Annotated in this window: 17 protein-coding genes and 1 pseudogene; 7 read left to right on the forward strand and 11 right to left on the reverse strand. The window is 75.0% G+C overall.

Going from position 1 to position 21,550, the window contains the following annotated elements:
* The first annotated feature begins 56 nt into the window (after positions 1–56).
* Together IE145_RS28765 and IE145_RS28770 are read left to right on the forward strand one after the other, a co-directional pair.
* Positions 57–485 carry a hypothetical protein gene (locus IE145_RS28765; protein WP_373296646.1) on the forward strand — a complete coding sequence of 143 codons (429 nt, stop codon included), beginning with the start codon at positions 57–59 and terminating at the stop codon, positions 483–485.
* Between the two features lie 92 nt (positions 486–577).
* On the forward strand, positions 578–2,062 hold the full coding sequence (locus tag IE145_RS28770; protein ID WP_189528358.1) for a S28 family serine protease: 1,485 nt from the start codon (positions 578–580) through the stop codon (positions 2,060–2,062).
* A 43-nt stretch (positions 2,063–2,105) separates the two neighbouring features.
* Here the strand turns inward: IE145_RS28770 and IE145_RS28775 are convergent, their stop codons facing one another.
* The 3 genes from IE145_RS28775 to IE145_RS28785 all read right to left on the reverse strand — a co-directional run bounded on the left by IE145_RS28775 (position 2,106) and on the right by IE145_RS28785 (position 5,859).
* Positions 2,106–2,765 carry a hypothetical protein gene (locus tag IE145_RS28775; RefSeq protein ID WP_189528359.1) on the reverse strand — a complete coding sequence of 220 codons (660 nt, stop codon included), beginning with the start codon at positions 2,763–2,765 and terminating at the stop codon, positions 2,106–2,108.
* A 123-nt stretch (positions 2,766–2,888) separates the two neighbouring features.
* Positions 2,889–4,721 carry a glycoside hydrolase family 3 protein gene (locus IE145_RS28780; RefSeq protein WP_189528360.1) on the reverse strand — a complete coding sequence of 611 codons (1,833 nt, stop codon included), beginning with the start codon at positions 4,719–4,721 and terminating at the stop codon, positions 2,889–2,891.
* A gap of 229 nt (positions 4,722–4,950) precedes the next feature.
* Positions 4,951–5,859: a LysR family transcriptional regulator gene (locus tag IE145_RS28785; protein WP_189528390.1), complete on the reverse strand. Its 909-nt coding sequence runs from the start codon at positions 5,857–5,859 to the stop codon at positions 4,951–4,953.
* 112 nt (positions 5,860–5,971) lie between these two features.
* On the opposite strand from IE145_RS28785, the gene IE145_RS28790 reads away from it, so the two are divergent.
* Positions 5,972–7,006: an EamA family transporter gene (locus IE145_RS28790; protein WP_444545683.1), complete on the forward strand. Its 1,035-nt coding sequence runs from the start codon at positions 5,972–5,974 to the stop codon at positions 7,004–7,006.
* Here the strand turns inward: IE145_RS28790 and IE145_RS28795 are convergent.
* The 7 genes and pseudogenes from IE145_RS28795 to IE145_RS28825 all read right to left on the reverse strand — a co-directional run.
* A pseudogene (locus IE145_RS28795) lies at positions 6,948–7,613 on the reverse strand (sugar phosphate isomerase/epimerase family protein); the annotation flags it as partial. The gene IE145_RS28790 and the pseudogene IE145_RS28795 sit on opposite strands and share 59 nt — an antisense overlap.
* Positions 7,614–7,701: 88 nt before the next feature.
* A complete protein-coding gene (locus IE145_RS28800; RefSeq protein WP_189528362.1) occupies positions 7,702–8,313 on the reverse strand; it encodes a GAF domain-containing protein in 612 nt (203 codons plus the stop codon).
* Entirely contained in the window at positions 8,297–9,247 is a 951-nt protein-coding gene (locus IE145_RS28805; protein ID WP_229825925.1) for a S8 family peptidase, read from the reverse strand. The genes IE145_RS28800 and IE145_RS28805 overlap by 17 nt, the downstream gene beginning before the upstream one ends.
* Positions 9,248–9,250: 3 nt before the next feature.
* Entirely contained in the window at positions 9,251–12,490 is a 3,240-nt protein-coding gene (locus tag IE145_RS28810; protein ID WP_189528363.1) for an adenylate/guanylate cyclase domain-containing protein, read from the reverse strand.
* 121 nt (positions 12,491–12,611) lie between these two features.
* A complete protein-coding gene (locus IE145_RS28815; protein ID WP_189528364.1) occupies positions 12,612–12,830 on the reverse strand; it encodes an aroma-sacti cluster domain-containing protein in 219 nt (72 codons plus the stop codon).
* Positions 12,827–13,552, reverse strand: a complete 726-nt coding sequence (locus IE145_RS28820; protein ID WP_189528365.1) for an iron-containing redox enzyme family protein — start codon at positions 13,550–13,552, stop codon at positions 12,827–12,829. Before IE145_RS28820 ends, IE145_RS28815 begins: the two co-directional genes overlap by 4 nt.
* The gene (locus IE145_RS28825; RefSeq protein ID WP_189528366.1) at positions 13,549–14,697 is read right to left on the reverse strand and encodes a radical SAM protein; all 1,149 of its coding nucleotides are present in this window, start codon (positions 14,695–14,697) and stop codon (positions 13,549–13,551) included. Before IE145_RS28825 ends, IE145_RS28820 begins: the two co-directional genes overlap by 4 nt.
* Before the next feature lie 320 nt (positions 14,698–15,017).
* Between IE145_RS28825 and IE145_RS28830 the strand changes: the two genes are divergently transcribed.
* From IE145_RS28830 to lanKC, 4 genes are all read left to right on the forward strand, one after another.
* The gene (locus tag IE145_RS28830) at positions 15,018–15,179 is read left to right on the forward strand and encodes a hypothetical protein (protein WP_164873496.1); all 162 of its coding nucleotides are present in this window, start codon (positions 15,018–15,020) and stop codon (positions 15,177–15,179) included.
* An 80-nt stretch (positions 15,180–15,259) separates the two neighbouring features.
* Positions 15,260–15,418, forward strand: coding sequence for a hypothetical protein (locus tag IE145_RS28835; RefSeq protein WP_164873495.1), 159 nt, complete (start codon positions 15,260–15,262; stop codon positions 15,416–15,418).
* 175 nt (positions 15,419–15,593) lie between these two features.
* Positions 15,594–16,961, forward strand: a complete 1,368-nt coding sequence (locus IE145_RS28840; RefSeq protein WP_189528367.1) for an MFS transporter — start codon at positions 15,594–15,596, stop codon at positions 16,959–16,961.
* A gap of 12 nt (positions 16,962–16,973) precedes the next feature.
* The gene (lanKC, locus tag IE145_RS28845; RefSeq protein ID WP_189528368.1) at positions 16,974–19,619 is read left to right on the forward strand and encodes a class III lanthionine synthetase LanKC; all 2,646 of its coding nucleotides are present in this window, start codon (positions 16,974–16,976) and stop codon (positions 19,617–19,619) included.
* Here lanKC and IE145_RS28850 read toward each other — a convergent pair.
* Positions 19,606–21,549, reverse strand: a complete 1,944-nt coding sequence (locus IE145_RS28850; RefSeq protein ID WP_189528369.1) for an AfsR/SARP family transcriptional regulator — start codon at positions 21,547–21,549, stop codon at positions 19,606–19,608. The genes lanKC and IE145_RS28850 overlap by 14 nt on opposite strands.
* Position 21,550: the final 1 nt, after the last annotated feature.

Consider the following 21,550-nt stretch of genomic DNA (forward strand, 5'->3'; position numbering starts at 1 on the left):
CATGGGCGTCCGGATGCCAGGTGGGGGCGAACGTGTTCGACACAACGGTGAGGCCGGTGAGCCGGGCCGGGGCCGCGGGACCGGCCGGAGCGGTGAAACCGATACGTCGGCGACGGCTGCTGCTCGTCGGCCTCCTCGTCCTGCCCCTGCTGGGCGGACTCTTCCCCCTCCTCGCCGCCCCCGGCACCGCCCGGGCCGCTTCCGGCTGCTCCGGCCGCCCGGCGAAGACGGTGGGGTTCTCCATGGGAGAGCTGCGCGTCTACAAGTCTCGCGCCCACGCCTGCGCGGTGACCGTGGCCAAGAAGCCCGGGAAGCGGCGGACGATGAGCGTCACCCTCCAGGCGCGTGGTGGCCGCGTGGTCTCCGACAAGGGCTCGTACACGAAGATGGCGGGCCCGGTCACGGTCAACGCGCTGAACCGCTGCGTCCGTGCCACCGGTGCGATCGGCAAGAAATCGGTGTCCACCGGATGGATCCTGTGCTGACATCCTGTGCTGACACGGACAACCGGGTCTGGCGTGGCGTGTGTTGCCCCCGATAAGTTCACGGCGACTGTTGTGAATCAAGGGGAGAGTGCATGCGCAAGTCACTCACAGGGGTTCTCTCGCTCGCCGTGCTCATAGGCACGGTCGGAGCCACGGGGGCCTCGGCCGGTGCGGCCACCGCCGCGGAACCGGCCGTGAAGCCGAGCAGCGGATCGGTCCTCGGCAGCGAAGCGAGCACCGAGGACATCAAGGACCGCATCCTGGCGATCCCGGGCATGAGCCTCATCGAGGAGAAGCCGTACGCGGGTTACCGCTACTTCGTCCTCAACTACACCCAGCCGGTCGACCACCGGCGGCCGTCCAAGGGCACGTTCCAGCAGCGCCTGACCCTGCTGCACAAGGACGTGAGCCGCCCCACGGTCTTCTTCACCAGCGGCTACAACGTCTCCACCAACCCCAGCCGCAGTGAGCCGACGCAGATCATCGACGGCAACCAGGTCTCCCTGGAGTACCGCTTCTTCACCCCGTCCCGCCCCGCCCCGGCCGACTGGTCCAAGCTGGACATCTGGCAGGCCGCCAGCGACCAGCACCGGGTGTACACGGCGCTGAAGAAGATCTACGGCAAGAAGTGGCTGGCCACCGGCGGCTCCAAGGGCGGCATGACCGCCACGTACTTCGAGCGCTTCTACCCGAAGGACATGGACGGCGTCGTCGCCTACGTCGCGCCCAACGACGTCAACGACAAGGAGGACTCGGCGTACGACCGGTTCTTCCGCAACGTCGGTACCGAGGAGTGCCGCGACAAGCTGGCCGGCGTGCAGCGCGAGGCGCTGGTCCGGCGGGCCCCGCTCCAGAAGAAGTACAAGGAGCAGGCCGCCGCCAACGGCTGGACCTTCAACACCATCGGCTCCCTCGACCGCGCCTACGAGGCCACGGTCCTGGACTACGTGTTCGCGTTCTGGCAGTACAGCCTGCTCGCCGACTGCGTGGACATCCCGGCCGACGCCGAGAAGGCCACGGACGACGACATCTGGAACTCCGTCGACGGCATCGTCGGCTTCTCCGGCTATGCCGACCAGGGCCTGGAGCGGTACACCCCGTACTACTACCAGGCGGGCACCCAGCTCGGATCGCCGGACATCGAGCAGCCCTGGCTCGGCAACCTGAGCCGCTACGGCTACCAGCCCCCGCGCAACTTCGTGCCCCGCTCCATCCCGATGAAGTTCGACCGGCGCGCGATGCGGGACGTCGACCGCTGGGTCAAGCACAACGCCCGGCGGATGATGTACGTCAACGGCGAGAACGACCCGTGGAGCGCGGAGCCGTTCCGCCTCGGCCGCGGCGCGAAGGACAGCGCCGTGTACACCGTCCCCGGCGGCAACCACGGCGCGCGGGTCTCCGGTCTCCCCGAGGCCCAGCGGGCCAAGGCCACCGCCGACATCCTGCGCTGGGCGGGCGTCGCCCCGGCGGCCGTCGAGAACGACCCGGCGAAGGCGAAGCCGCTGGCGAAGTTCGACACCAGGCTGGACCAGCGCAACGGCGAGGTCGAGCGCGACGAGGCCACGCTGCGCCCGTAGCCGCTCGCGGCAATTCGCTCCGGGCCGCGTCCGTCGGCCACCGTCACCATCCGGTGGACCGGCGGGCGCAGCCCACCGGTTTCTCCCCGCGCAGGGAGACGAACAGCTCCGTGTCGTCCGGGCACCGGTCCCGCCGCCGCACCGCCGACTCCACCCGGTAGCGCGGGGCGCGGCCGCCCGTGTCCGCGCACGCGGTCTCCGTGACCTCGCCCGCGCGGGAGGCGGTGACGCAGTCGCCGACGACGGTCAGCGCTCCGCCGCCCTGCCCCGGGTCGCCCGGGTGCGGGGGCTCCAGGTTCCGCATGCAGGCGTAGCCGGTGGTGAGCCGGGAACGGGCTCCGGTGCCCGTCTCGGAGACGTGCAGGACGAAGTCGGTGGCGTCCGGGCAGGGCGGGCCCGACGCCGGGGTACCGAGGTGCCGGGCGAGGACGGTGGCCGCGGCCTTCTCGCTGCGGCAGAACACCTCCCGGATCACCGGGCCCCGCGAACTGCAGTCGCCGGGCCCGAGGAACACCACGCCGTACGGGGACGGGCCGGGCGAGGCGGGGGCGGGCCCCCGGTCGTCGGTGGCCGTTCGGCCCGGGGCCTCGCAGGCGGCCAGCAGGAGCGCGACCACGGCGGCGGCCACCGCCAGGACCACGCGGGCCGGTAACGGGGTGGCGGGCCGTCGGCTCCGGGCCCCCGAGGACGTGTGCTCATCCATGAAACCCCCCAATACGTCATCGAAGACGTACACCCGGCGCGGCCCGCCGGAGCGGGGGCCACGCCAGGTGCGGGGTGCTTTGCGCCGATGGCCGGAGGCCGGAGCCGCCCGGTCGCCGTAGGGCTAGTACGACAGTCCGTGGCCCACCGGGTACAGCACCTGCGTCGGATCGTCCGCGCGCTGCACCGGAACCGGCAGGGTGCCTTCCGGCTCGGCGCGGCCCGCGATCACCCGGGCCGCCGCGCGCAGTTCGACATCGGTCCAGGAGTACGCGGCGAGGCTCGCCGCGACGCCGGTCCCGGTGAGGTGGGCGACGTCGTACGGGTTGCGGATCGCGACGGTGACGACGGGGACGCCGGTCGCCACGAGCGCGGTCACCAGCGTGCGCTGCGAGCTGCTCGCCGTGACGTTGTACGTCGCCACGACCACCGCGTCCTTGCCCGCGGCGGCGGCGACCGCCTCGTCGATCTTCGCCCGGTTCGGGGCCGTACCGGTGGACAACGCCCGTGCGCTGAAGCCCAGTTCTCCGAAGGCATGGGCCAGGGTGCCGGTCGGCGGGCCCGTCGTCCCGGAGGGGGAGGCCGGATCGGCCCCCACCACCAGCAGGTTGCGGTGGGTGCGCCGGGAGAGCGGCAGCAGCGCGCCCGGATCGGCGAGCAGGGTCGTCGTGCGCTCGGCGATCCGGTCGGCGGCGGCCCGGTGCGCGTGGCTGCCGACCGTGCGCTCGACGCCTCGGTGGCTGACGAACGGGTCCCGCAACAGGCCGAGTCGGCTCTTCAGCCGCAGGATCCGCAGGATCGATTCCTCGATCCGCGCCTCGCTGATCTCACCGCTGCGGACCGCCTCCAGCACGGCGTTCCAGGCGACGGGGAGATTCGGCGGGTTCAGCAGCTGGTCCACGCCCGCCAGCAGGGCGAGGACCGGCACGCGGTCGTCGCCGTACTTCGTGCGCACCCCCTCCATGCCGAGCGAGTCCGTGACCACCACCCCGTCGTAGCCCAGCTCCTCGCGGAGGATGCCGGTGAGGATCGGCCGGGAGAGCGTGGCCGGGTCCTCGGAGGGGTCGAGGGCCGGGACCACGATGTGCGCGGTCATGATCGAGTCGATCCGGGCCCGGATCGCGGCGCGGAACGGCGGGGCGTCCAGCTCCTCCCACTGGGCGCGGGTGTGGTTGATGACGGGCAGTCCGGTGTGGCTGTCGGTGTTCGTGTCGCCGTGACCGGGGAAGTGCTTGGCGGTCGAGGCGATGCCCGCGCCCTGGTAGCCCTTCACCTGCGCCGCGACCAGGCCGGCCACCGCGTCGGGGTCGGAGCCGAAGGACCGTACGCCGATGACCGGGTTGGCCGGGTTGACGTTGACGTCGGCGTCCGGCGCGTAGTTCTGGTTGATACCGAGCGCGGCCAGCTCCGCGCCCGCGATCCAGGCGGCCCGCCGGGTGTCGGAGTGCGAGCCGCCCGCACCGAGGGCCATCGCGCCCGGCAGCAGGGTCGCGGGTTCGCCGACCCGGCAGACGATGCCGTGCTCCTGGTCGGTGGAGACGAGCAGCGGCACCCGGTGGCGCTCTGCGAGCGCGGCGCGCTGGAGGCCGTTGGAGAGGTCGGCGATCTGGTGCGGGTCGCGGGTGTTGTGCGCCCAGGTGAAGTAGATGATGCCGCCGACGTGGTACGTGGAGATCAGCTCGGCCGCCGTACGGACCCCGATCTCCCTGAGGTTCGCGTCGATGTCGGCCTGGTCGGGGTCGGTGGCGGAGTGCCCGTAGACCCGCATCACGAAGAGCTGGCCGACCTTCTCCTCCAGGCTCATCCCGGCGATGATCCGCCGCAGTCGACGGTCGGTGGAGGCGTTCGTGGGGTGCGCCGAGGCGACGGCGGGCGGGGTGAGGGCGCCGGTCGCGGCGGCGGCGGTGACGGCCGCGGTGGCGGTGAGGAGGGTGCGTCTTGAGGTGCGGTGGGGCACGTGAGCTCCTTCCCGGGGTGAAAGAAACTTCCAAGGGAGTACGCTTATAGGGAAAATAACTTCCGGTCAAGAGGCCGTGCCGGGCCCCGGAGTGACGTACCGCCAAAGAGTCGGCGGCCGTGGTCCAAGCTGCCTCCCGCCGTCCGTAGGCCCGTCTGCCTCGCGTCGACCGGAGACCCGCCTCACGCCCGCCGTGGGCGGAATCGCGCCGGCCGTGGGCGGACTCGCCTCACGCCAGACCGGCCGCCGCGCCGTGGGCCCGCAGCGCGTCCACCGCCGCCGTGATCGCCGGACGCCTCGCCGCCTCCGTGCGCCACAGCGCGTACAGCCGCCGCTCCGGCACCGGGTCCAGTCGCACCGCCACCACCCCCTCCGGCAGCGGCCCCCGCCCCAGCCGGGGCATCATCGCGATGCCCAGACCGGCCGCCACCAGGGCGAGTTGGGTGTGGTTCTCCTCCGCCCGGTGCCGGATGTCGGGCTCGTACCCCGCCGTGCGCAGCGTCCGCACCAGCCAGTCGTGGCACACCGTCCCCGGCGGCTGGCAGATCCACCGCTCGCGCGCCAGCTCCTCGCGCCGCACCCCGTCCCGCCCGGCCAGCGCATGTCCCTCGGGGACCAGCAGATCGCACCGGTCCAGCCCGATCACCGCCTGGGCCAGGCCCTCCGGGGCGGGCAGCGGGGCGATGTCCCAGTCGTGCGCCACGGCCAGATCGACCACCCCCTTCGCCGCCAGGTCCACCGACAGATGCGGGTCCACCTCGTCCAGCCGGACGTCCAGCGCCGGATGGTCCCGGTCCAGCTCGGCCAGCACCCCCGGCAGCAGCCCCCGCGCGGCCGAGGCGAACGCGGCGATCGTCAGCCGGCCCGTCGGCAGCCCCCGGCGCTCCTCCAGCTCCGTCTCCGCCTGCTCCATGATGGCCAGCAGCCGCTGGGCCGTCTCGGCCAGCCGCAACGCCTCCTCGGTCAGCGCCACCCCGCGCCCGCGCCGCTCCAGCAACGTGGTCCGGGTCTCCCGCTCCAGCTTGGTGATCTGCTGGGAGATCGCGGACGGGGTGTAGCCGAGGGCGGTCGCCGCGCCCGCGACGGAACCGTGGACGAAGACCGCGTGCAGGGCGCGCAGCCGGGCCAGATCGAGCACGGTGACCTCATCCTCCAGGGGCGTCTTCCCGGGCATTCTTCAGCAGCGCTGAATTCCACCATGAAGAAATCGGCGCTGGTGCTACACGGTCATCCTGCTGAATGCTCGCCGCATGCGTCCACGCCATATCGCCCTGGCCGTGCTCGTCGCGGCACTCTGGGGCGTGAACTTCGTCGTGATCGAGCTGGGGCTCGACCACTTCCCGCCGCTCCTCTTCTCCGCGCTGCGCTTCCTCGCCGCCGCCGTGCCCGCGATCTTCCTCCTGGGCCGTCCGCCGGTCGCCTGGAAGTGGGTCGTGGGGGTCGGGCTCGTCCTGGGCGTGGGGAAGTTCGGGCTCCTGTTCATCGGCATGGACCAGGGAATGCCCGCCGGACTCTCCTCCCTGGTCCTCCAGATCCAGGCCGTTTTCACCGCCCTGTTCGCCGCCCTCGCCCTCTCCGAGCGGCCCGGCCGGATCCGGGTGGCGGGCATGGCCGTCGCGCTCGCGGGCATCGTGGTGGCCGCCGTGGACGAGGGCGCGGGCGGGCCGGTCCTCGCGTTCGTCCTCGTCGTCGGGGCCGCGGCCTGCTGGGGCGTGTCCAACGTGTTCACCCGGCGGGCGGCGCCCGGGGACGCCCTGACGTTCATGGTCTGGGTCTCGGCCGTTCCCGTGCTCCCGCTGCTGGGGCTGTCCCTCCTCTTCGAGGGCCCGGACCGGGACGCGGAGGCGCTGGCCTCGCTCGACTGGAGCGGGGTGGGCATCATCCTGTTCGTCGCCTGGGTCAGTACGGTGTTCGGCTTCGGCGCCTGGGGCTTCCTGCTGCGCCAGTACCCCGCCTCGTCCGTGGCGCCCTTCACCCTGCTCGTCCCGGTCTTCGGGATGTCCTCGGCGGCGCTGGTGCTCGGCGAGGGGGTGAGCCCGCTGCGCTGGTGCGCGGCGGCGCTGCTGGTGGGCGGGGTGGCGCTGACCTCGGGCGTCGGGGCCGCTACTGCTTCGGGGCGCCGAGCCGCAGCAAGTGGTCACGTCCGGCGCCCAGCAGGCCCGGCAGCTCCGCCGCCCCCGGGTGCCAGCGCTTCTCGTACTCCCAGGACACCCACGTGTCCGGACCCAGCTCGTCCAGGCACTCCGCCAGCGGCAGCACCCCGGAGCCCAGCGGCAGCGGAGTGAGGTCGTCCGCGGAGGCGACGTCCTTCACCTGGACGTAGCCCAGATGCGGGGCGAGCACCGCGTGACTGGCCGCCGGCTCCTCCCCGGCGAGCCAGGTGTGCAGCACGTCCCAGATCGCGCCGACCCGGGGGTGCCCGACCGCCGCGACGACCCGGGCGACGTCGAGGCCCGCGCGGTGCGAGTCATGGGTCTCCAGCAGGATGCTCACGCCCATGTCGGCGGCGGCCGGGGCCACCGCGCCGAGCCGCCGGGCGGCCGTCGCGTCGGCCTCCGCCCGCTCCTGGTCGCCGCCGCCGGGGAAGACCCGGACGAAGGGCGCGCCCAGGTCCCGGGCGAGCTTCACCAGCTCGGCCAGCTCCGCGAGGACCGGCTCGTCGTCCCCCTCGGCGGCCACCCGGACATACCCGGCGAGGGCCGGGATCTCCACCCCGCCGGCCTGGAACGCCTCGACCACGCCGGCCCGTTCCAGCGCCGAGATCCCCAGGTGCACGGGCTCCTCGGGATGGACGCGCAGCTCCACCCCCTGGTAGCCGTTCCCCGCGGCGAGCCGGACGACCTCGGCGACCGGCGTCCCCGGCACCCCGAGGGTGGAGAGAGCGAGCTTCATCGTGCGTGTCCTTCCCTTGTGCCGACGCCCCGCTCCTGCCCGCCGGGCCGGTGGGTACTCCCGCGCGCGGTTCCCCACCGGGCCCGCCTCAGCCGACGCCGCGCAGCAGCCGCTCCAGGCTACCCAACAGCTTCAGCGCGTCCTCGCGTTGCGTGCCCGCCAGCGTGGGCCCGGCGAGGACCGGGCGCTCCTCGGTCTCCCGTACCCGCTCCGGGGTGATCACCCGCAGCGCGGCGGCGGCCTGCCGGGCGAACATCGCGAGCAGGTCCAGCTCCCGTACCCCGGACCGGGCCTGCGGAGAGGGGTCCAGCACCTCCAGGACGCCCAGGATCCGGGCGTCGCTGATGAGCGGGGCCGCCATCAGGGCGTTCGGCACGTACGCCGTCGACTCCGCCAGCGAGCGGTCGAAGGACGGGTCCGCGCTCAGGTCGTCGACCACCATCGGCTCGCCGGAGGTCGCCACCCAGCCCGCGATCCCGCGCCCGGCCGGGAACCGCCGGCCCACCAGGAACTCCTCGCCCTGCCCGGACACGGCCTGGAAGACCAGCTCGTCCGCCTCCTCGTCGAGCAGGAACACCGAACTGGCCTCGGCCCCGAAGATGGCACGGGCCACGTCGACGACCGACTGGAGCAGTTCGCCGCGCGGTGCGTCGAGGACGGGAGAGGCGGGGGACAGGGCGGAATCAGTTCTCTGAGCCATCACGGGGATCTCCTGTATCTCCTGCCGGAGGGGAAGAAGGACGCGGCGCGTGGCGCACGTTGGCCGCGGACAGATAGAGGGCGTTCTTGAGCTGGAAGGCCGTCATCCGCGGATGCGCGGACAGCACGCGGGCGCAGAGCCCGGCGACGTACGGCGTGGCGAAGCTGTTTCCCGTGGTGCGGATCGTCCGGCCGCCCAGCCACGGCACGGTCACGTTCTGGCCCGGTCCGAAGAACTCCACCGGGGGCTCGGGGTTGTACAGGTGCAGTTCGGGGTCGTCCTCCTGGTGGCTGCCCACCGAGATCACGGAGGCGAACCGCCAGGGAAAACTCTCCACCGGGGTGTTGTGCGCCGAGGCGACGATCACCGTACGGGCGAAGTAGGCGCTGTCGGCCAGGCTGTGCAGCTCCTGCGCGAATCGGGTACGGGTCGTGGACAGGCTGAGGTTGACCACGTCGAACCGCTGCTCCACCGCCCAGCGCAGCCCGGCCATCAGGATGTCGCCGGTGCCGGAGAACCGCTCCCCGAGCACCCGCACACTGTGGATCTCGCACTCCGGGGCGGTCCGGCGGATGATGCCCGCGCACGCGGTGCCGTGGCCGCAGGTGTCCCCGGTCGTGGTCGGCTCGACGGTGATCCCGCCGCTCTCGCTGTCCTTGACGACCACCCAGGAGCCGGCCAACGGGCCGACCAGCGGATGGTCGCGCTCCACGCCCGAGTCCACGACGCAGACGCGGACACCGCGCCCGGTGGCCGGCCCGGCGGGGCGGCCGAGCGGCGGCCCGGCGTCCGCCAGCACCGGTACGTCGTCGGGGCCGCGCCCGCGCAGACTCCAGGTCAGGCCCTGCCCCGGGGCCGTACGCGCCCGGGTCCGCACCGATTCCGGCTGTGCCGGTGCCGGTGCCGGTGCTCGTGCCGGTTCCGTGGTGGTCATCGGTCAGCTCCTCTCCCTCGTCGTGGCCATCGGCAGGGGCGGGCGCGCGAGGAATCCGGAGACCCGGCGCACCCCCGGCCGATGCCCCTTGCCCGTGAAGTGCGCACCGGCCGCGCGGGCGGCTGCCCCGGCCTCCGGGTGCCGGCCCAGCGCGGCGAGCGTGTGCGCCCGGTCCAGCTCGGCCGTCGCCTGCACCAGCGGGGAATCGGTGAGCAGCGAGGCCCGCACCGCCTGCTCCGCCCACCCGGCCGCCTCCTCGGGCCGGTCCCGCGCCGTCAGCCGGGCCCGCAGCCCCGCCAGGTCCACCGCGTCCGCCCGGCTCAGCCCCGAAGCGTCGCCGACGCCCGCCAGCCGCTGGGCCGCCCGGTCCTCCCGGCCCTCGTCCAGCTCCAGGCGGGCCGCGTCCAGCGCCACCGCCGTCCGCATCCCGGCCGCCCCCGTGCGCCGGGCCGCCGCGTCCGCCCGGCCGAGCAGCTCCAGCGCGGCGGCACTCCGGCCGGACAGCGCCTCCACCGTCGCCCGGAACATCGGCAGGAAGACCTCCGCCTCGGCGAACCCCAGCTTCCCGGCCAGCCGCTCCGCCTCGGCCAGGCAGCCGTACGCGTCATCGGCCGCGTCCTGGAGCGCGTACAGCACCGCCAGAGGGCAGTTGAGCGTCACCCGCACCGTGGGGCGGCCCGCGCCGTGCGCCGCCAGCAGCGTCCGGCAGCGGATCACCGCGGCGGGCACCGGGACCGGCCCGCGCCACAGGGAGATGCCGATCGCGCCGAGCGCCCCGGCCCGCTCCGGCTCCGCACCGGACAGCACGGCGTGCTCCAGGGCCCGCGCCTGGTCCCGTTCGGCCTCCTCGTGCCGCCCGGACCGCTGGAACTGCTGGGCGAGCCGCAGATGGGCGCGCGCCCGGCCGACCGATTCCCCGGCCGCCTCGAAGACCGGGAGCACGGTACGGGCCACGGCGGCGGGGCCGGGCCCCGGTCCGCCCGGGTCCAGCACCGCGAGTGCGAGGCGGGCGTGCGCGGCCTCCACCGGATCGGCCGCCCCGTCCCGTACCCGGCGCAGCAGTTCGGCGCCCTCCGCGGCGCGGCCGAGCGCCACCCGCACCTCGCCGAGCCGCCGGGTCGCCGCCGGGTCGCCGGGGCTGAGCTCCACCGCCCGCTCCAGCAGGCCGTGCGCCCAGTGCAGGTCGGACCGGGCGGCGGCCTGCGCCCCGGCCCGGCCCAGCGCGGCGGCGGCCCGGTCGCGCAGCCGGCGGGCCCGGTCGTCCAGCAGGCCCAGCTCCGCCCGATAGCGGTAGGCCCGCTCCAGATGGCCGCCGACCGCACCGTCGCCGCTGCGCAGCACGCTGGGCAACTCGGCGGCCCAGGCGTGGCGTTCGGCCTTGGCCCGCTTCGACAGCGAGGCGTACGCGACCTCGTGCACCAGCCCGCTGCTGAACCGGTACGCCTCCGCCGCCCGGTCTCCCGGAGGGCCCGACTCGACCAGCCGCCGACGGCCCAGCGCCTCCAACGCCTCGTCCACCGACTGCCGTTGCGAGACGGCCCCGTGGCCCTCCGCGGCCCGTACGGACTGGTGCAGCCGGACCAGTTCCGGTGCGGTGAACTCCCGGCCGATCACGGCGGCCAGGTCCACCACGTCGCGCTCCGCCCGGGCCAGCGCACCGATCCGCGCGCCCAGCAGCGCCTGGAGCGTGGGCGGCAGCTCCTCGCCGGCCGCCCCGCCCCCGGCGTCCGTCCGGTCACCGACCAGGAGCTGTTCCAGGTAGAGCGGGTTGCCCCCGGCCCGCGCCAGGAGCAGATCGTTGCCGGGGGGCGTGTCCCCGGCGGGCCGGGAGGTGTCGAAGGGCCCGCCGTCCGGGGCGGCGAGAACGGCGGCGAGCCGGGCCGCCTCCTCGTACGGCAATCCCGTCAGCTGGAGCAACGGGCCCGCACCTGCGGCTGGTTCGCCGTCCTCGCCGGGGCCGTCCGGCCGCCCGGCGCAGAGCACCAGAACGCCCGCGCACCCCGAGCCGTCCGTCAGCCGGTGCGCCGTGCGGACCAGCAGCGGGGCCGCCGCGTGCCAGTCGTCCAGCACCAGGACGACCGGGCGGACCCGGGCCATCCGCTCCAGGACCGTCGCCAGGGCCGCGCACATGTCCTCGAAGGGCGCGTTCGGCGTACCGTCACGCAGCAGCCCCCCGGACAGCAGAGCCATCGCGTCGTCGACCGCCAGCCCGTCGGCGGCCTCCTGCGCGTCCTTCGAGGGGCCCGCCGCGGCCAGCAGGGAACGCACCGCGTCGGCCAGCGGCGCGAGGGTGCCGTGGTCCCCGTAACTGCGGCACCGCCCGGCCCCGTACGCGAGCCCGCCGGAGGCCGACCGCGCCACCAGCCACTCCCGTACCAGCCGGGTCTTTCCGATCCCGGCCTCCCCGGTGACCCGCAGCAGTCCGGCCGCGCCCTCGCGCACCGCCCGGTCCAGCGCGGCGTCCAGCGCCCGCCGCTCGGCGTCGCGCCCGACGAACGGGACATCGAAGCGGCGCAGCAGCTCGGGGTCGTCCGCGCCCAGCGCGAGCAGCCGGTGGGCCTCGACGCTGTCCCGCTTGCCCTTGAGCCGCAGCGGCCCGGTCGGCTCGGCGCGCACCGTCGGACCGGCGGCGAGCAGGGTCCCGGGGCCGATCAGGATCTCGCCCCGGCCCGCGTTCTGCTCCAGCCGGGCGGCGATGTTCACGGTCTCCCCGGAGACCAGCGCCTGCCGGGCGGTCCGGTCCGAACCCGCCACCACCTGACCGGTGTTGACGCCGATCCGGATGGCCAGCTCGATGTCGAGGGCGGCGGCCAGCTCCTCGTTCAGCCGGGCGAGTGCCCGGCGCATCCCGAGCGCCGCCGCCAGCGCCCGGCGGGCGTCGTCGTCCCGCACCACCGGGACGCCGAAGACGGCCATCACCGCGTCCCCGATGAACTTCTCCGGGGTGCCGCCCCGCGCCACGATCTCCGCGCTCATCGCCTCGAAGTACCGCAGGGTCACCGTGCGCAGCGTCTCCGGGTCGAGCACGCCGGACAGGGCCGTGGACCCGACGAGATCGCAGAACAGCACGGTCACCGGCTTGCGTTCGTCACCGGGCGGGGGCGCGGCGGCGGCCGGCCCGGCCCCGGTGACCGCGACGGCGGTGGCGGCCGCGGCGGTTTCGGCGGTCGCGCACGGCGTCCCGCAGGACGAGCAGAACCGGGCCGTCGGCGGCAGGTCCTGCTGGCACGAGAGGCAGTTCATCAGGGGTCCTTCTCTCCGGGACATCGGGCTCTCCGGACGGTCGGGCGGGTACGGGCCCGGCGGCGGTGATCGCGGTGCCGGGCCCGTACCGCCGTCCGGCCGGAACCGGGTCGGGCCGGGGTCAGAACAGCGCGCCCCCGGCGATCTCGCCGTGCGCCTGGACCTCCGGTCCCACGGCGTCCAGCCTGCTCTTCACGTCGAGCAGCAGCGCCAGTTCCTCCGGCGTCAGACCGCTCAGCACCTCGCGCTGCTCCTCGGTGAGCAGGTCGACGGGGAAGCCCGCCTCGTACAACGCATCGGGCAGCGGCGCCCGTCCGCCGTTCTCGGATGGTCCGGTCATGGTGTGACTCCCATCGGTGAGACAGGTCCGGCTCCCCGCGGCGACGGCGCCGGCGCGGAGCGCCCGAGCCGGACGAACAGCCGGGTGAGCGCGTCGAGGGAGTGCAGGGCACTGACCGCCACGGCCGCTTCCCGGTCCCGGCCGAGCGGCAGCCGGTCCAGCAGCGCGTAGAGCTCGTCCAGGTGCTCCGTGTCGAGCACCGAGTGCTCCCGTACGGTCCGCAGGGCGGCGGCGGGCAGCCCGGTGCGCCGGGCGATGTGGCCGGTCAGGCCGGGGGCGGGCGCGTAGCCCTCCAGCACGGCGATGTAGCCGAGCAGGGCCACCGGATGGTGGTGCTCGATCCAGTAGTACTGGGACCCGACGAGCGAGGCGACCAGGGGAGAGGGCAGCGGGCCGAGCGCGTCCTCGGGCGTCCCGCCCGCCGCCCGGAGGTCCTCCAGCAGCCAGGCGTCGTGGCCCTTCTCCTCCCGGATGTGCTCCGCCAGGTACGCGGCGAGCGGCGGCGCGAGCGGATCACCGGAGGCGGCCCGGGCGCGGAGGCGGTCGAGGGCCAGCTCCATCAGCGGGACGGAGGCCCGGACGACGGCGTGCATGGCGCACAGATACGACCGGTAGCGCGGCAACAGCCCCTCGGCGCTCCACAGGTGGTGCGTCGCGCCACGGAACTCCGGCTCCAGCAGCAGCAGTTTGGTCCGCAGCCGGGCGGAGGCGCCGGTGCTCATCGGATGTCCCGTCCGTCGGTACCCGGCCGGGCCGGCTCGCCCGTGACGACCAGCGGCGCGTACTCCGCGCAGCCGTGGCGGCGCACGACGCCCTGGGCCCCCTCCCGGGAGCCCCGCATCGCGGCCGTCAGGTCCAGCAGCGCCCCGGCCGCCCCGCCCGCCACCGACCGTGCCCCGGCGGCCACCGCCTCGTCGCCGCCCAGCGCCCGGCAGCCGTCGCAGTAGGAGCCCGGCCGGGGACCGGAACCGAACCGGGCGGCCAGATGCGCGGGCCCGACCGTGCGGAGCATGCGCAGCATCGGGGATTCCAGCGCTCTGCGGCGTACGGTCGCCCAGTCGTCCTCGGCGATGTGGCCGAGGTCCAGATGGGCGGGGGCGGGCCGGCGGTCCACGGTGTCCTGGTTGCAGCAGGCCAGCACCCGGCCGTCGAAGGCGACCACCGGCCAGGCGGCCATCGAGCAGGGGGACGCCGCGGCGGGGTCGGGGCCGGTGCGGGTGGCCCGCGCCCAGGAAGCGGCCCGGCCGAACGGCCGCACCTCGTTGACCAGGCACGGCACTTGGCCGCCGAACTCCTCCTCCACCGCCCGGGTGAGGTCGGCGAGATACGGGTCCGAGCCGCCCGTCCCGGTGAGGTGGAGGCTCACGGCCACGCCCTCCTCCCGGACGAGATGCAGGGCGCGGAACACGTCGGCCCGCGACACCTCGCGTTCGTGGTGGACGTCGAGCGAGGCCGAGAAATGGTCGACCGAGCGGATGGCGCGCAGGATGGCGGGCGGAATCGATCTGCGCCGCCCGAATCGGGCAGTCCCGCTCCGGCCGGCCGGAAGGGCTCCGCTCCGGGCGAAGAACATGCCGCTCAGCAGTGCCGTACGGGACCCGGCGCTCCGCGCCAGGGTGCTCAGCCGCTCGGCGAGCGCGGGCAGGAGCAGCGGCTCCCCGCCGGTGAGCATGACCACGTCCGGTCGGTTCTCCGCGGTGAACGAGCCCACGAACCGCTCCAGTTGACGGCCGTCCGGCTCCTGGCGGGTGGACAGGCCGGACCCGGTCGAGCAGTGCGCGCAGCTCAGCGGGCAGCGCCGGGTGAGACCGAGCAGCAGTCCTGCGGCGGGGAAGGGCCGCCGTGCGACGAGTTCGGCGAGTTCCATGCGGGCCGCCTCCTTCGGGGCCGGGGCGCGTCGGGCGCGTACCCAGGCTGTCGGCCACCGGTTCGAGGACGGTCCGAAGACGCTTCGGCAGCGGTATGAGCGCAGGTCGGCACGGGCTCCCGGGACGTCGGCCCACCCCGCCGGGGGCGCTCCCGCCGCCACGAGCTGGGGCCAAACCGGAGCCATACCGGCGGCGAAGCGATCGCCAGGCCCGGCTTCCTAACTTTCTCGGCAACGGCAGGCACCGGCCCGCCGCACCGGACACCGGAGGAATCCCCCGGGCGTTCCGGTCCCGCAGTGACGAGTGGATGGAGATCAGCATGTCCGAGAACACGAAGCCGGCCGGCGACGAGACCAACGAGACCCCCGAGGTCGAGGCGCACTCCGTGCTGGACCTTCAGGAGACGTCCGTCAACGCCGACCGCGACATCATCGCGCCGCCCGGCAACTGCATCAGCGTGCTCAGCGTCGTCGAGAACTGATCTCGCCCGCCGCGCACCGCTTTCCCGTCACACCGCGTTCCGCACACCGCATTCCGCCTATCCCGTGGATGGAGATCAGCATGTCCGAGAACACGAAGCCGGCCGGCGACGAGACCAACGAGACCCCCGAGGTCGAGGCGCACTCCGTCCTGGACCTCCAGGAGACGTCCGTCCAGGGCGGCGACACGACCGACGGCAACTGCATCAGCGTGCTGAGCGTCGTCGAGCAGCAGCGCTGAACGCAGCGCTGATCCCACCGGGCCGCGCGCCGCGGCGGGCCGAGGCCGAGACCTCGCCCCCGCGGCGCCCGGCCGGCGGCCGGGCGGTACGGGGCGGCTCCGCGAACCACGGGAGCCGCCCCGCCGCGCTTGTCCCTCGTCCCACGTCCGTATGCCGATCTCCGGGAGCCTGCCGATGGCCACGCCCCTCCGCTCCAACCGGGACTTCCGGCTGCTCTGGATGAGCGGCCTGTTCGCCGTTCTGGGCAGTCAGATGAGCGCCCTCGCGCTGCCCCTGCTCATCCTCAAGGAGACCGGCTCCGCCGTGCAGGCCGGCACCGTGGGGACCGTCTCCGTCTGCGCCGTGCTGATCACGATGCTCCCCGGCGGGGTCGTGGCCGACCGGGTCGAACGCCGTCGGCTGATGCGCCTGTGCGACGTGGGAAGCCTGCTCGCGGTCACCGCCCTGACCGTCGCCGTGTGGAACGGCCACGCCCCCATGGTGCTCGTCCTGCTGGTCGCCACCGCCGGAGCCGTCCTCAACAGCGTTTACGCCCCCGCCGCCTTCGGTCTGCTGCGCGCGGTCGTGCCGCCGGACCAGATGGGCCAGGCGACCGCCCGGCTCCAGGCGCGTACCGCGACGGTCCGTCTGGTCGGCCCGCTCGTCGGCGGGGCCCTCTTCGGCATCCACGAGGCGCTGCCCTTCACCGCCCAGTTCCTCGGCCTGTTCCTGTCGACCGTCTGTGTGGCCCTCGTCCGCACCCGCTCGGCCGCCCGCAAGAAGGCCGGGTCGGTCCTCAGCCGCGACGAGCTCACCGCCGGACTCGGCTTCCTCTGGCAACTGCCCTATCTCCGAACCGTGTTGCTGGTCTTCGGTCTCGGAATGAACTTCGCGTTCGGGGCCCTCACCTTCACCGCGCTCGCCGTCTTCTCCGAGGGCGGCCGCTCCGGGCTCGGCGGCGGCTTCGTCATCACCTGCGTCTCGGCGGGCGCGCTGGTGGGTGCGCTGCTCGCGCCCCGGCTCTCGCCCGACCGGCACATCCGGGCCCTCCTGGTCATCACCTGCTGGAGCTGCGTGCTGACGGCCGGGGTGCTGGCCTGGCTCAGCAGCCCGCTGGTGGCGGGGCTGCTCTGCGCGGTGTGCATGTGCCTGTCGACGGTCGCCAGCATCGGCTTCCTGTCGACCCTGCTGGTCGTCACCCCCGAGGACCGGGTCGGCCGGGTGCAGAGCGCCGCCTCCTTCCTGTCCTCGATCGTCCAGCCGTTCGGCCCGCTCGCGGGCGGCGCGCTGCTGACCGCGTTCGGCCCGCGCAACGCCTTCGGCGTGGTCGGCGCGGTGCTGGCCGTCTCGGCGGCGGTCATGACGCTCGCCCCCTCCGTACGGTCCGGGGCCGTCCCGCCGCCCGCAGGCCCCGCCGCCCCGGACGACGACGAAGCCGGCGCCCCCGGCCCGCACACGGCCGTGCCGCATCCCGCCCCTGGCGCCGCCGCCCCTGACGCCCCCGGCCCGCGCGAGGCCGCGCCCCGCCCCGTCCCCGACGCCGCCGGTCCCGGCGCACTCTGAGGAGGTACTGCCGTGCCCGGCATCCAGGAGACCCAGCTGTACTGCCTCGCCGACCGCCGGTACTACGACACCCCGGCCCGGCTGCCCGACCAGGAGACCCGCTACCTGCTCGACACGGCCGAACCGCCCGCCGGCTGGCGGCGCGTGGCCGGCGGGCTGTGGACCGCGCTGCTGCCCGAGGACGGCGAACCGGCCGAACAGGGCTGGAAGATCCACGTGTCGACCGTCCCCGAGGAGGCGGCGCTGACCCTCAGCGACACCGCCGCGATCTGCCTCCGCCACCGGGTGCCGTTCAAATTCCTCCGCAGCGAGCAGGCGCTCCTGCTGATGTCGGGGAAGTACATGTCCCGGGGCAGCGCGGGCAAGTTCCTCACCCTCTACCCGCCGGACGAGGCGGCCCTGACCCGCGTCCTCGACGAGCTGACCACGGTCCTCTCCGGCCGCCCGGGCCCGTACATCCTGAGCGACCTGCGCATCGGCGACGCCCCCGTCTACGTACGGTACGGCTCCTTCGTCGACCGCTGGTGCCGCGACGCCCGGGGTGAGCGGGTGCCCGCCCTGCGCCACCCCTCCGGCGAACTCGTGCCCGACGAACGGGGCGTGGTGTTCCGCACGCCCGCCTGGGTGAAGGTGCCCGAGCTGCTGCGGCCCCACCTCGCCGCCCGCGCCGCCGCCCGCGACGACTCCTTCCCGTACACCGTCACCGAGGCGCTCCAGTTCTCCAACGCGGGCGGCATCTACCTCGCCCGGCACCGGGAGACCGGCCACCGGGTCGTGCTGCGCGAGGCCCGGCCGCACTGCGGGCTCGACGCGGTGGGCGACGACGCCGTGACCCGGCTGGAGCGCGAGCACCGGGCCCTCACGGCGCTCGCCGGGCTCGACTGCGTACCGGAGGTGTACGGCGTACGGACCGTGTGGGAGCACCGCTTCCTGATGACGGAGTACGTGGAGGGGCCCACCCTGCTCGACGAGATCGTGGCCCGCTTCGCGTTGGTGCGCGGAGCCCGCACGGCCGGCGAACTCGCCCCCTACGCCGCGTGGGTGCACCATGTGACCGCCCAACTCGGCGACGCGCTGCGCGAGATCCACGGCCGGGGGCTGCGCTTCGGCGATCTGCACCCCTCCAACATCATCCTGCGGCCGGACGGCCGGCTCGCCCTCGTCGACTTCGAGTACGCCACCGAACTCGACGACGAGACGACTCCGTTGGCCGGTGCTCCCGGTCTCCAGGCGCCGCCCGGCACCCCGGGCGCGGAGGCCGACGCCTACGCCCTGTGGGCGACCTGGCTCACCATGCTGATGCCGCTGACCGAGATGGCCTCCCACGACCGGGTCAAGGCACTGTCCCTGGAGTCCTGGGCCCGGGAGCGCTACGGACTCGCGCCCGACGCCGGTCCGGCCCGCCCGGCCCTGCTGTGGGCGGCGGAGCGCGCCATGGACCGGGAGAGCGAGATCACCGCCCTCCTCGGCGGGCCCACGCCCGACTGGGCCGAGCTGCGAGCCCGGCTGATCGCGGGCATCCACGCGGGCGCGACGCCCGAGCGGCGCGACCGGCTCTTCCCCGGCGACCCCAAGGGCTTCGCCACCGGCGGTACGGATCTGGCGCACGGGGCCGCCGGTGTCCTCTACGCCCTCCACCGCGTCGGGGCCCCGGTCCCGGCCGCCTGGACCGACTGGCTCGCGGAGACCGCCCGTCGCCGCGACCCCGCGGCCCCGGGCGGCCTCTACGACGGGTTGCCGGGCACAGCCGTGACGCTGGCACTGCTCGGCCGCCCGGACGAGGGGCGCGAGCTGTTCGCCCGAGCCGTCGAGGCCGCCCACCCGTCCCCCTCGGCCGACCTGCTCACCGGGCGCGCGGGCATCGCCCTGGCCGCCGTCCGCCTGGCCGCGGCGGGACCCGGCGCCCCGGACCCGGAGCTCGTGGACACCGCCCTGCGCACCGCCTGGGACCTCGACTGCCTGGTGCGGGGCGAGACGGTGGCGGGCGGGCCCGAGGCCCCGCCGTCGGCCGGGCTGCTGCGCGGGCTCAGCGGCGCGGCGCTGCTCCACCTCGAACTGCACGCGCTCACCGGCGAGGAGTGGCTGCTGCGCGCCGCCCGCACCGCCCTGTACCGGGACTCCGGCCACTGCGTCGCGATGGACGACGGCACGGTCCAGGTCAAGGACGGCCGCCGCCACCTCCTCTACCTCGACCAGGGCAGCGGCGGCTTCGCCCTGGTCGCCCGCGCCTACCTGGCCCGGCAGGAAGCGCCCTCGCTCGCCGGCCTGCTGCCCGGGGTGCGCAAGGGCTGCGGCAACGAGTTCGTCCGTGAGCCGGGGCTGTTCACCGGGCGCGCCGGACTCGTCGCCACCGCCCGTCAGCTGGAGGACGGCGGACCGGCCGGGCCCGAGGTCCTGGCCTCCGTGCGCAACCTGTCCTGGCACCTGGTCGCCGACGGGGACCGGCTGCTGGTGCCCGGGGCCCGGCTGCGGCGCTGCTCCGCCGACCTGGCCACCGGGTCGGCCGGTCTGCTGCTCGCCCTGCACTTCCTGGCGGGGGCGGATGCCGGGCCGGATACCGGGGCGGACAACGACGGGGCCGCCGCCCCGGAGGGCCAGGGCCCCCGGAACGGCGGCCACCGGCCGCACGATCTGCTGAAGCTGCTCACCCTGGGCTGAGGGCGACGGCGGGCGCACCGGCCCGGCCGCCCGCCGCCGGCACCTCCTGCTCGCGCGCGAACAGGCAGAGCAGGCGCGGCACTTCGTACAGCGCGGCATGCGCGGTGACCTCGCCCGCCGGGGAGGTCACCGCACCGGCGTCGATCAGCGACTCCACGGCCCGGATCGCCGCCCGCTCCCCGCAGCCCAGCGCCACCGTGGCCCGGTCCAGGGTGAAGCACCCGTCCTCGGTGAGCCCCGCCAGCCGACCCAGCACCCACCGGTCGCCGTCCGCCAGGTCCCGCCAGCCGGACGCGATCCGGTGCCGTACGGAGACGTCCCCCGCGACCAGTTCGTCGAGCGCGGCCGACGGGTCGCCGAGCCGGTCCGCGTACTCCGCCAACGGCAGGTGCCGCAGCACCGCCAGCCGCATCCCGCTCACCTCCACCGCCAGCGGCAGCCCCCCGCAGGCCCGGACGATCCGCAACGCCGCCCCCGGGTCCGTCCGCAGCCGCCCGGCCCCGATCAGCTTCCCCAGCAGCTCCAGCGCCTCGCCGTCCGCCAGCGCGGGCAGCGCGATCCGGTGCACCGGGGCGAGACCGGGCAACTGCCCCCGGGCGGTGACCAGTACGGCGCACTTCCCCGACCGGGGCAGCAGCCCCCGTACGGACGCCTCGTCCGGCACGTCGTCCAGGACCACCAGCGCCCGGTGCCGGGCCTGCCACTCCTGCCAGGCCTCCGCGAGCGCCGCGAGAGCACCGGCCGGCGCGGGGGATCCAGCGCCCGCCACCGAGGCCGGCGCATCAGCGCCCGCCGCCGCCCCCGGGGCCTCGGCGCGGGCCTCCGTCACCCCGCACCACCGCCCCAGCTCCGCCAGGATCTCCGCCCGGCCGCGCGCCGAGCCGTCCTCCCGGCGCACCCGGACGTGGACGCGGCCGTCGGGGAACGGGTCGGCCAGCAGATGCGCCGCCCGGACCGCCAGCGCCGACTTGCCCGCCCCGCCCGGGCCCGACACGACGACCACGCGCTCCTCGCCGCCGCCCAGGACGCCGAGCAGGTCCCGGAGCTCCTCGCGGCGGCCGGTGAACGCCCCGGTACCGGCGGGCAGCGCCACCGGGCACTTCGTCTCCCGGGACACGGCGGGCCGCCGCACCTCACGGCCCCGGCCGAGCATCGAGCGGTACAGCGCGGCCATCGCCGGACTCGGCTCCAGCCCCAGCTCCCGCGCCATCAGCTGCCGGTAGTCGTCGTACACCGCCAGCGCCTCGGCCTGCCGGCCGGACTGGTGCAGGGAGTTCATCCAGGCGGCCCGCAGCCGTTCCCGCAGCGGGTGGCGCTCCACCAGGTCCCGCAGCCCGTCCACCGCGACGGCGGCCCGGCCCAGCTCGATCTCGGCCTCCGCCCAGTCCTCGTACACCGTCAGACATCGGGCCTCCAGACGGTCCGCCTCCTCGGCCACCCCGGCCGAGTCCCGCAGATCGTGCAGCGGCGGCCCCTCCCACAGGTCGAGCGCCTCGCGCAGCAGCCGGGCCGCGCCGGCCACATCGCCCCGCTCGGCCGCCGCCCGCCCCGCACGGGCCAGCGACCCGAAGCGCAGCGTGTCCAGCTCGCCCTCGGCGATGCGCAGGTGATAGCCCCCGCAGCCGTGCACCAACCGGTCCGCTCCGCCGTCCCCGGCCGGGCCCAGAAGGGCGCGGGCGGCACTGATGTAGACCTGGAGGTTCTTGCGGGCGGTACGGGGCGGATCGTCCGGCCACACCGCGTCGGTCAGCACGTCGACCGGCACCGGGGTGTTGGGCCGGGACAGCAGGGTGGCGAGGACCAGGCGCTGCTTGCGCGGGCCGAGCGGCAGCTCACGGCCGTCCCGCCGGGCGGTCAACGGGCCGAGCAGCGAGAAGTGCACGGCACCGGCGGCGCCGGCGGAACCGGTACGGACGGGAGGTCGGGTCATC

The organism is Streptomyces sindenensis, from assembly GCF_014649035.1.
Lineage (GTDB): Bacteria > Actinomycetota > Actinomycetes > Streptomycetales > Streptomycetaceae > Streptomyces > Streptomyces sindenensis.